This is a genomic window from Mycobacterium sp. (assembly GCF_032162605.1).
In the GTDB taxonomy this organism is placed as follows: domain Bacteria; phylum Actinomycetota; class Actinomycetes; order Mycobacteriales; family Mycobacteriaceae; genus Mycobacterium.
This window is the reverse complement of record NZ_JAVROT010000647.1, coordinates 1-9,559: the sequence shown is the minus strand read 5'-3', so window position 1 is coordinate 9,559 and position 9,559 is coordinate 1. Positions and strand designations below refer to the sequence as shown.

Here is a 9,559-nt window from a genome sequence, read left to right as displayed (position 1 = left end):
AGTGATACAGCAACGCCCCGAACGGCTCCGGCCGCACCGCCACCTGATGGTGCAGCCGCCAGCGGACGTCGGGATCGAACGCCGGGGCAACGGCTCGCGCCTCTGAAAGTGCGGACACCGTCAGTAGACCCCGCACATACCGTCGATCGAGACCTCTTCGACTAGGGACTCGGTGACGAGCTCGGCTTCGGTTTCATCCTGCTGATTCGGCTCCATGATTTACGTCCTTCCGGTTTCGTGGGTCTCGACAGTTGTGACCGAGATCGCAAGAATATGGCATCGAGTGCCGAAATGGAAGGGTGGACCCCGATGAGTCGTGAACCCGCCGCTCGCGAGGGTCCTCGCGTTGGCCGGAAACGGTCCACCACCGGTGACCACATCACCAGCGTGGCGCTCGACCTCTTCACCGAACGCGGGTTCGACGAAGTCAGCGTCGACGACGTCGCACGCGCCGCAGGCATCGCGCGACGCACCCTGTTCCGCTACTACCCGACCAAGAACGCCATCCCGTGGGGCGACTTCGACGCGCACCTCGATCACATGCGCGAACTGCTGAACGAGGTTCCCACCGACGCCCCCACCAACGTCGCCCTCCGCTCGGCGTTGTTGGCGTTCAACAGTTTCGACGAAGCCGAGACCGCGCATCACCGCCAGCGCATGCGCGTGATCCTGGAGACAGCGGCGCTGCAGGCCCACTCGATGACGATGTACGCGGGCTGGCGCACCGTCGTCGCCGACTTCGTCGCCCGCCGCCTCGGGCTCAAGGCCACCGACCTGATCCCCAGGACCACCGCGTGGTCGATGCTCGGCGTCGCGTTGTCGGCTTACGAGAACTGGCTAGCCGATGAATCGGTGTCCCTTCAGACCGCCCTCGGGGAGGCGTTCGACACCGTCAGCGCGGGGCTCGCGGCACTCGACCGAAGAAAACTTTGAGAACGGGCGTCGGAGTCAGTGCCCCGACGGCGACGATGAGGGTGTGAGCGCCGAACCGGACTCCAAGGACGCGCAGCGCGCGCTGCTCGTGCTGTACGACGAAGCGTTGCCCGCCGTCTACGGGTACTTCGTCAGGCGGTGCGCCGACCGCGGCGCGGCAGAGGATCTGACGTCGGACACCTTTCTGGCGGCGATGGACGCCACGAGGAAGGACTCGCCGCCGCCGATCACGTTGCCGTGGTTGATCGGAGTGGCCCGGCACAAGTTGGCCGACCACTACCGTCGAAGGCACGACCGGTTCACCGTGCCGGTAGCGGACCTACCGGAGCCAGTGGACCCCGCAGACGGGTGGGACGCCGAACTCGACCGCATCGTGGCCGAAGGCGTGCTGGCCCGGCTGCCCGAACATCACCGCGCGGTGCTGGCACTTCGCTACCTGGACGACCGTTCGGTGCCCGAGTGCGCCGAGCTGATCGGTCGCACCTTGCACGCCACCGAAGCCCTGCTCGTGCGGGCCCGTCGAGCGTTCAGATCGCAGTACCCGGAAGGAGGGACGTCATGACCGACGAGGCGAGCGGAGCGACGGGGGATGTCCCAGGCAGCCACGACCCGCTGACCGTGCTGCACGGCGACGACCTTCCGGTTCACCCCGATCCAGAGTTCGCCGCGCGGCTACGCGCCCGCCTCGAATCCGCGCTCTCACTACCCGATCGAACGGAAGGAATCATCATGAGCGGTACCGACACGGCCATCGCCGCGCTCAACGAACCGAGCACCGAGACTTTCGCGGCGGCTCCGCCCCGCGCTCGACAGACGGTCGCGGCGGCTCCGCCCCGCTCTCGGCAGACTGTCGCGGCGGCTCCGCCCCGCTCCGCCGCCCTGCCCTACCTCTCCGTCGCGGGGGCACGGGAGGCCATCGCCTGGTACGTGGAGGCGTTCGGCGCCGTGCTGGCCGGAGATCCGATCATGATGGACGACGGCCGTGTCGGCCACGCGGAACTCTCGATCGCGGGCGGGACACTTTACCTGGCCGACGAGTTTCCCGAGATGGGACTGAAAGCCCCTGCACCGCAGGCCGTCTCGGTCAGCCTGATGCTCCACGTCACCGACACCGACGCCGCGTTGGAACGGGCCAGAGCGCACGGCGCCGAGGTGGCGCGGGAGACTTACGAGAACCACGGTTCGCGCAACGCCACCATCATCGACCCCTTCGGTCACCGGTGGATGTTGAGCGGGCCGGTCGTCGGGTCGGTGAACCAGATCCGGCACGGCGACATCGGCTATGTGTCGGTGTGGACGGCAGACCCCGCCCTGTCCGCCACGTTCTACGGCCACGTGCTGGGCTGGCGGTACGACCCGGCGTCGCATCAGGTGACCAACACGACTCAGCCCATCGGAATCGTCGCCGTCCCTGGTCCGCGCACGTTGTTCTGCTGCTACGCGGTCGCCGACGTGGCGGCGGCGCGGGAAGCCATCCTGGCGGCGGGCGGAGAGGCGGGCGAGATCTCGAGTGCCCCCCATGGCCCGACGGTGGACGCCACCGACCCGTTCGGCACCGCGTTCGCCGTGTATCAGCCGATCGGTGCCGATCCTCGTCCAGCGTTGAATGGCACTGGTCCAGGCGAACTCTCGTACGTCACGTTCCAGGTGTCCGACTCGGGGACCTTCCGCCGGTTCTATGCGGCGGTGCTGGGCTGGACGTTCGAGCCCGGCCGAATCGACGACGGCTGGCAGGCGGAGTCGGTGCACCCCATGTCGGGCGTCGCCGGGGGCAGTGACGAGCAGGTGACCGTCCCGATGTGGACCGTGGCCGACGTCGACGCCGCGGTGGCGCGGGTCCGCGAGGCCGGGGGCACCGTGGTCGAGGAGCCGTCACAGCAGTCCTACGGGCGCTCAGCGCAGTGCGTCGACGACCAGGGGGTGCGCTTCTACCTCGGCCAGCACTAGCGATTTCGGCGCGCACATCCGCGGTGAGCGCGGTGGAGCGCGCCCGAATCGCTAGAGGACGTCGGCGATGGGCGCGCCGCTCGCGATCTTGCCGCGGGCTTTCATCACCTTGCCGGGCATGCCACCGCCGACCACGCCGACGACCGCGCCGTCGCGCTCGTAATAGGCCAGGAACTTGCGGCCGTCGTCTGCGACGACGTGCACGACGTCGTCGGGCTCGGGCTCGCCGAGGCACTGAATCTTGACGTCGTACTGGTCGCTCCAGAAGTACGGCACCACCACGGCGGCCGTGGCTTCGGTGCCGAGCATCGCGGGCACGATGACGCGGGCCTGTTCGGCGACGTTGCTCCAATGCTCAACGCGCACTTGATGTCCCAGGGCATCACGCCAGGAGGCGACGTCGCCGACGGCCCAGACGTTGGGTGCGCTGGTGCGTCCGGCGACGTCGCAGACGACGCCGTTGTTCACCTCGACTCCGCTGCCGTCGAGCCAGTCGGTCGACGGCCGCGAGCCGACACCGACGACGACGATGTCGGCGTCGAGTTCGGTGCCATCCGAAAGCACGACGCCTTCGACGTGGCCGCTGCCCTTCAGCTCGGACACCCCGACGCCACATCGGACGTCAACGCCCTCCGTGCGGTGAAGGCGGGCGACCAGCTCGCCGATCTGCTCGCCGAGCACCGAGGCGAGCGGCGTCGGCTGGGGCTCGACCAGCACCACGTCGACGCCGAGCTTGCGCAGGCTCGCGGCCACCTCGCAGCCGATGAATCCGGCTCCGATGACCACCGCGCGCCGAGCCGAGCCGGCATGCTTGCGCAGCGCCAGGCTCTCACCGAGAGTGCGCAGCACCCGGACGCCCTCGAGATCCGGGAACGATGGAATCCGCTTGGGCACCAGTCCCGTTGCAATGACGAGCTCGTCATAGGAAATGACTTCGCCACTGGCCAGTGTCACCGTCTGCGCGCCCGTGTCCAGGCTGGCCGCACCCGAGCCCAGTCGGACGGTGATGTCCTTCTCCTCATAGAACTCGGCGGGCTTGAGCAGGACGTCGTCAGTCTCCGCACGCAGCACTTCCTTCGACAGCGGCGGCCGGTCATACGGCAGATGCTCCTCGTCGCTGACGAGCGTGATCGTTCCCGCGTACTCGGCGCGGCGCAGCTGCTCAGCCGTACGCGACGCGGCCAGTCCGCCGCCGACGATGACGATGCCGCCACTAGTAGTCACGTGGGCTGTTTTACACGATGCCCTCGAACTGTTGTGCGCCACCCGTCAGGCGCGGGACCGTTCGATGATGTTCGACAGGACGACGATGCTCTCGCTGCGCTCGATGTCGGCGCTCGCCCGGATGCGCTCGAGGGCCTCCTCCAGGTGGCGCATGTCCCGCGCGAGCACGTGCAGGATGGCATCCGCTGTCCCGGTGACGGTGGCGGCACTGACGACTTCGGGGATCCCGATCCAGGCCTGTCGGAGCTCGGCGGGCGCAATGGTGCCGTGGCAGAACACCTGTACGTACGCCTCGGTGTTCCAGCCGATCGCGTTGCGGTCGACGACGGTGGTGAAGCCGCGGATGACACCGTCGTCGAGCATGCGATCGACGCGCCGCTTCACTGCCGGTGCGGACAGGTTCACCCGCTGTCCGATCTCGGCGTACGTGGCGCGGGCGTGGTTGGCCAACTCGGCCAGAATGCGTTCGTCGGTGTCGTCGAGCCTGTCCATGTGACCCCATTCGCGTCTGCGCACAACAAAACGCCGCAATTCTAGCTTCCGCGCAATGAAATGCGCGCCAACACGCAATGAGTGGCGATTGATTGCGTGACGTGGGACCCATATCGTCTATTTCATGACGATCTCAGATCTGGCCGGCACGCCGACCGTCGATGTCGCCGAAACGACGCCGCGCATCCGCACGCCCCGCCTCCGCCGGTACGCCATGACGGCACCGACGTTCTTCACCGTCGAGTACGCGATCAACCCGTGGATGGACACGTCGACGCCCGTCGACACCGACCTCGCGGTTCTGCAGTGGAAGAACCTGCTGGCGACCTACCACGCGCTCGGGCACACCGTCGAAATGGTCCAACCCGTGGCGGGCCTGCCCGACATGGTCTACGCGGCCAACGGTGGCCTGATCGTCGACGACAAGGCCGTCGTCGCCCGCTTCGCCTTCCCGCAGCGCGCGGGTGAGGCCGTCGCCTACGCCGAGTGGATGAGCAGTCGGGGGTTCGAACCGAAGTACACCCACCACACCAACGAGGGCCAGGGCGACCTGTTGGTCGTCGGCTCGATGATCCTGGCGGGCCACGGTTTCCGAACGGACAGGCGAGCTCACGACGAGGTCGCCCACATCACCGGCCTGCCCGTCGTCAGCCTCGAGTTGGTCGACCCGCGCTTCTACCACCTCGACACCGCACTGGCAGTGCTCGACGACACCACGATCGCCTACTACCCCCCCGCGTTCGGCGACGACGCCCGTGCGCGCCTCCGGGAGCTGTTCCCCGACGCGATCGAAGTGTCCACCGCCGACGCCTACGTCCTAGGCCTCAACGTCGTCTCCGATGGCAGGCACGTCGTCCTTCCCGCGGCGGCAAGCGGGTTCGCCGAGCAACTCGCCGCCATCGGCTTCGAACCCGTCGCCGTCGATCTCTCCGAACTCCTCAAGGGCGGCGGATCCGTCAAATGCTGCACGCTGGAGGTGTACTCGTGAGCATTCTGGATACCGTCATGACTCAACCGGGGGATCTGACCGCGGCAGCCATCGCGGTGGACGATCAATACGCGGCGCACAACTACTCGCCGCTACCCGTCGTGGCCGCGTCCGCCGAGGGCGCCTGGATCACCGATGTCGAGGGCCGCCGCTATCTGGACTGCCTCGCCGCGTACTCCGCGGTGAACTTCGGTCATCGCAACCCGGAGGTCATCGCTACCGCGCACGCACAGCTCGACGCCGTCACGCTGGTGAGCCGCGCGTTCCACTCCGACAAGCTCGGGCCGTTCTGTGCGGCCCTCGCCGATCTGTGCGGCAAGGACATGGTGCTGCCCATGAACAGTGGCGCCGAGGCCGTGGAGAGCGGTATCAAGGTTGCGCGCAAGTGGGGGACCGACGTCAAGGGGGTACCCGTCGATCAGTCCAACATCATCGTGGCGAACAACAACTTCCACGGCCGCACCACGACCATCATCAGCTTCTCCGACGACGAGTCCGCCCGCCGCGGGTTCGGTCCCTACACACCCGGCTTCCGTGCGGTGCCCTTCGGTGACGCCGAGGCACTGGCAGCGGCGATCGACGACAACACCGTCGCCGTCCTGCTGGAACCCATCCAGGGTGAGGCGGGCATCATCGTGCCGCCCGAGGACTACCTGCCGCGGGTTCGCGCGCTGTGCACCGAGCGCAACGTGTTGATGATCGCCGACGAGATCCAGGCGGGCCTGGCACGCACCGGCCGCACCTTCGCCTGCGACCACTGGGGCGTCGTCCCTGACGTGTATCTGCTCGGCAAGGCGCTCGGCGGTGGCGTGGTCCCGCTGTCGGCCGTCGTCGCCAACCGCGACGTGCTCGGGGTTCTGCACCCTGGCGAACACGGCTCGACGTTCGGCGGCAACCCACTCGCCACGGCGATCGGCTCGACCGTCGTCGCAATGCTTCGGCGAGGCGAATACCAGTCCCGCTCAGCCGAACTCGGCGATCGGCTGCACAATCGCCTGCGCGCACTGACGGGCCACGGCGTCCTGGCCGTGCGCGGTATGGGGCTGTGGGCGGGCGTCGACATCGACCCGCGCATCGGAACCGGAAAGCAGATCAGCTTGCGGTTGGCCTCACTCGGTGTTCTCGCCAAGGACACGCACGGGTCGACCTTGAGATTCGCCCCACCGATCGTGATTACCGAGGAGGAGATCGATTGGGCCGTTGATCAGTTCGCCGCCGTACTGACAGACGCCCTCACCACCCAACCCATCAACGCTTGACGCCTGCCCGAGGAGGCACCATGGCATCACTTGCACCAACGGTGAGCTTCCCCCAACAGATGCTGCGGCGTCGCCCCATAATCGGGGCACCGGTCGCTCATGGCGCCTCCGACCACCTCAAACGCACGATCGGCGTCTTCCAACTCACGATGTTCGGTGTCGGCGCGACGGTCGGCACCGGCATCTTCTTCGTGCTTTCCGCTGCGGTACCCGAGGCGGGTCCCGCCGTGATCCTCTCGTTCCTGCTGGCGGGCGTGGCGGCCGGCCTGGCGGCGATCTGTTACGCCGAAATGGCTTCGGCCGTACCGGTTTCGGGATCGACGTACTCCTACGCCTACACCACCCTCGGTGAATTCATCGCCATGGGCGTCGCAGCCTGCCTCCTGCTCGAGTACGGCGTGTCGACGGCCGCGGTCGCCGTCGGCTGGAGCCAGTACCTCAACAAGCTCCTGACCAACATCTTCGGAGTCCAACTGCCGCAGGCAATCACGGCGGCACCCTGGGATACCGAACCGGGCATCGTCAACCTCCCCTCCATTCTCCTCGTCGTCATGTGCATGCTGCTGCTCATCCGTGGCGCGTCGGAGTCCGCCAAGGCCAACACCATCATGGTGCTGATCAAGCTCGGCGTGCTCGGAATGTTCATCATCATCGCGTTCACGGCCTTCCAGGCCGACCGCTTCACCAACTTCGCCCCGATGGGCACTGCCGCGATCGGACTCGCCGCAGGCACGATCTTCTTCTCCTACATCGGACTCGACGCAGTATCGACGGCCGGCGACGAGGTCAAGGACCCGCAGAAGACCATGCCGCGCGCCATCATCGCCGCGCTGCTCATCGTCACCGCCGTCTACGTGCTGGTCGCCTTCGCCGCGCTCGGCGCTCAGAATTGGGAGGACTTCGAGGGTCAGGAAGCCGGCCTGGCCGTCATTCTGGAAGACATCCTTCAAAACCAGTGGGCCAGCACCGTACTCGCGGCAGGCGCGGTGATCTCCATCTTCTCGGTCACCCTGGTCACGATGTACGGCCAGACCCGAATCCTGTTCGCGATGGGTCGCGACGGCCTGCTGCCGTCGATGTTTGCGAAGGTCAATCCGAAGTCGATGACCCCCGTCAACAACACCATCATCGTGGCGATCGTGGTCAGCATCCTCGCGGGCTTCATTCCGCTGGACAAGCTCGCAGACATGGTGTCGATCGGTACGCTCACCGCGTTCATCGTGGTGTCCATCGGCGTGATCATCCTGCGGGTCCGCGAACCCGATCTGGCGCGCGGATTCAAGGTGCCGTTCTACTACGTCATACGCACCAGCAGCCGCAATATCCACATCCCGGTCGTTCCGGTCCTGTCGGTCCTCGCCTGCGGCTACATCCTGTACAGCCTGCACTGGTACACCTGGATCGCCTTCGGCGCCTGGGTGATCGTCGTGCTGGCCTTCTACCTGGCGTGGGGTAGGCACCACAGTGCACTGAACGACGGTGGGGACGGCATCATCTCCTCTGCCGCTCCCGGCATCGAGGACGTCGAGATCGTGACCCCACCGCAGGGTCGCGCATGACTTCCCAGCGAGTAGCGAAGGCAGGCCGCGCATGACAGTCGTCGTGGGCTACCTTGCCGGGAAGGGAGGGTTGTCGGCGCTGAACCTCGGCGCAGAGGCGGCACGGACTTTGAAGACCTCGCTGTCGGTCGTCACCGTGGTCCCGAAGCCGTGGACAACTCCGTCGCCGGCGCGCATCGACGCCGAATACGCCCAGTACGCCGACAGATTGGCGACCGACTCCGCCGCCCAGGCGCGCGAGTGCATCGCGTCCCTGGATGGTCAGCTCGACGTCAGCTTTCACAAGTACGCGCACCGATCGGCGTCCGGCGGCCTGGTGGACGCCGTCATGGAGCTCGATGCCGAGGCGTTGGTGCTGGGATCGGCGGCGGACGGCAGCCTCGGCCAGGTGGTCATCGGGTCGACCGCAGACCGGCTGCTGCACTCGTCGCCGGTGCCTCTCGCCATCAGTCCGCGTGGCTACCGCGGGTCGAAGACCCACGGGTTGACCCGACTCACGTGCGCGTACCCAGGTACGCCGGAGTCGCTGCACGTCGTGGGGCGTGTCGCGACCCTCGCCGAACAGCTGGGGGTGCCCATGCGCGTGATCACGTTTGCGGTGCGTGGGCGCACGATGTACCCGCCTGAAGTTGGTCTGCACGCCGAGGATTCGCTTCTGCAGTCCTGGGCCGCGCAGGCTCGAGAGACGTTGGCCAAGTTGAAGTCCGACGGCGGGGTGGCTGATGACGTCCAGTTGCAGGTGGTCACCGGCAACGGATGGGATCAGGCACTCGACGCCGCCGAGTGGCTCGATGGTGAACTGCTGGCGCTGGGCACGTCGCCGCAGGGCGCGATCGCCCGGGTGTTCCTCGGCTCGAAGGGCGCGAAGATCGTGCGCCACAGCCCGGTTCCGGTGCTCGTGCTGCCCAACTAGTGCCTTGGATGGCAATTCGTTTGTAGTAGTTGGCCCTTCGCAGGCAACGGCTATTCGACAGTGTTGCGCTGGGGCGTGTGCGCTGTAGGCTCGACGAGCCCCCGGGCATGAGCCAGGTCTATTGGCCGATGGCGGGTTGGGGACTCGGGACACCAGAACGGTGGGGTCGAGTCGGGGGCTGCGACTGCACCTGCGGCTTCGGCTGCGGTTCGGTTGAGTTCGCGTTCGTCGTTGATGCGGCGGG

Annotated in this window: 11 protein-coding genes; 7 read left to right on the top strand and 4 right to left on the bottom strand. The window is 67.0% G+C overall.

Annotated elements, in window-relative coordinates; all coding sequences use genetic code 11:
- Together mftB and mftA are read right to left on the bottom strand one after the other, a co-directional pair.
- Positions 1–136, bottom strand: a 136-nt coding sequence (gene mftB / locus QOI01_RS36775) for a mycofactocin biosynthesis chaperone MftB (RefSeq protein WP_526389283.1), incomplete at its 3' end; no start/stop codon positions are given.
- Entirely contained in the window at positions 121–216 is a 96-nt protein-coding gene (mftA, locus tag QOI01_RS36770; protein ID WP_526389279.1) for a mycofactocin precursor MftA, read from the bottom strand. The genes mftA and mftB, both read right to left, overlap by 16 nt.
- A gap of 93 nt (positions 217–309) precedes the next feature.
- Between mftA and mftR the strand changes: the two genes are divergently transcribed.
- The 3 genes from mftR to QOI01_RS36755 are packed head-to-tail and all read left to right on the top strand — an operon-like array spanning position 310 to position 2,880.
- Complete coding sequence (gene mftR, locus QOI01_RS36765) at positions 310–933, top strand: mycofactocin system transcriptional regulator MftR (protein WP_526389277.1); 624 nt, start codon at positions 310–312, stop codon at positions 931–933.
- A 43-nt stretch (positions 934–976) separates the two neighbouring features.
- Positions 977–1,495, top strand: a complete 519-nt coding sequence (locus QOI01_RS36760; protein ID WP_526389275.1) for an RNA polymerase sigma factor — start codon at positions 977–979, stop codon at positions 1,493–1,495.
- Positions 1,492–2,880: a VOC family protein gene (locus tag QOI01_RS36755; protein WP_526389273.1), complete on the top strand. Its 1,389-nt coding sequence runs from the start codon at positions 1,492–1,494 to the stop codon at positions 2,878–2,880. Before QOI01_RS36760 ends, QOI01_RS36755 begins: the two co-directional genes overlap by 4 nt.
- A gap of 51 nt (positions 2,881–2,931) precedes the next feature.
- Here QOI01_RS36755 and QOI01_RS36750 read toward each other — a convergent pair whose 3' ends face one another.
- Positions 2,932–4,146, bottom strand: a complete 1,215-nt coding sequence (locus QOI01_RS36750; protein WP_526389271.1) for an NAD(P)/FAD-dependent oxidoreductase — start codon at positions 4,144–4,146, stop codon at positions 2,932–2,934.
- Positions 4,147–4,149: 3 nt separating this feature from the next.
- Positions 4,150–4,596, bottom strand: a complete 447-nt coding sequence (locus QOI01_RS36745; RefSeq protein ID WP_526389269.1) for an Rv2324 family transcriptional regulator — start codon at positions 4,594–4,596, stop codon at positions 4,150–4,152.
- A gap of 124 nt (positions 4,597–4,720) precedes the next feature.
- On the opposite strand from QOI01_RS36745, the gene ddaH reads away from it, so the two are divergent.
- From ddaH to QOI01_RS36725, 4 genes are read left to right on the top strand one after another with little or no spacing between them, the layout of a single operon-like run.
- The gene (ddaH, locus tag QOI01_RS36740) at positions 4,721–5,584 is read left to right on the top strand and encodes a dimethylargininase (RefSeq protein ID WP_526389267.1); all 864 of its coding nucleotides are present in this window, start codon (positions 4,721–4,723) and stop codon (positions 5,582–5,584) included.
- 17 nt (positions 5,585–5,601) lie between these two features.
- A complete protein-coding gene (rocD, locus tag QOI01_RS36735) occupies positions 5,602–6,843 on the top strand; it encodes an ornithine--oxo-acid transaminase (protein ID WP_526389281.1) in 1,242 nt (413 codons plus the stop codon).
- A gap of 20 nt (positions 6,844–6,863) precedes the next feature.
- A complete protein-coding gene (locus QOI01_RS36730) occupies positions 6,864–8,402 on the top strand; it encodes an amino acid permease (protein WP_526389265.1) in 1,539 nt (512 codons plus the stop codon).
- A 31-nt stretch (positions 8,403–8,433) separates the two neighbouring features.
- Positions 8,434–9,315, top strand: a complete 882-nt coding sequence (locus QOI01_RS36725) for a universal stress protein (protein ID WP_526389263.1) — start codon at positions 8,434–8,436, stop codon at positions 9,313–9,315.
- The last annotated feature ends 244 nt before the right edge of the window (positions 9,316–9,559 follow it).

Coding starts and splice junctions, on each gene's coding strand:
- mftA (WP_526389279.1), bottom strand. CDS start 216: ATGGAGCCGAATCAGCAGGATGAAACCGAAGCCGAGCTCGTCACCGAG.
- mftR (WP_526389277.1), top strand. CDS start 310: ATGAGTCGTGAACCCGCCGCTCGCGAGGGTCCTCGCGTTGGCCGGAAA.
- QOI01_RS36755 (WP_526389273.1), top strand. CDS start 1,492: ATGACCGACGAGGCGAGCGGAGCGACGGGGGATGTCCCAGGCAGCCAC.
- QOI01_RS36745 (WP_526389269.1), bottom strand. CDS start 4,596: ATGGACAGGCTCGACGACACCGACGAACGCATTCTGGCCGAGTTGGCC.
- ddaH (WP_526389267.1), top strand. CDS start 4,721: ATGACGATCTCAGATCTGGCCGGCACGCCGACCGTCGATGTCGCCGAA.
- rocD (WP_526389281.1), top strand. CDS start 5,602: ATGACTCAACCGGGGGATCTGACCGCGGCAGCCATCGCGGTGGACGAT.
- QOI01_RS36730 (WP_526389265.1), top strand. CDS start 6,864: ATGGCATCACTTGCACCAACGGTGAGCTTCCCCCAACAGATGCTGCGG.
- QOI01_RS36725 (WP_526389263.1), top strand. CDS start 8,434: ATGACAGTCGTCGTGGGCTACCTTGCCGGGAAGGGAGGGTTGTCGGCG.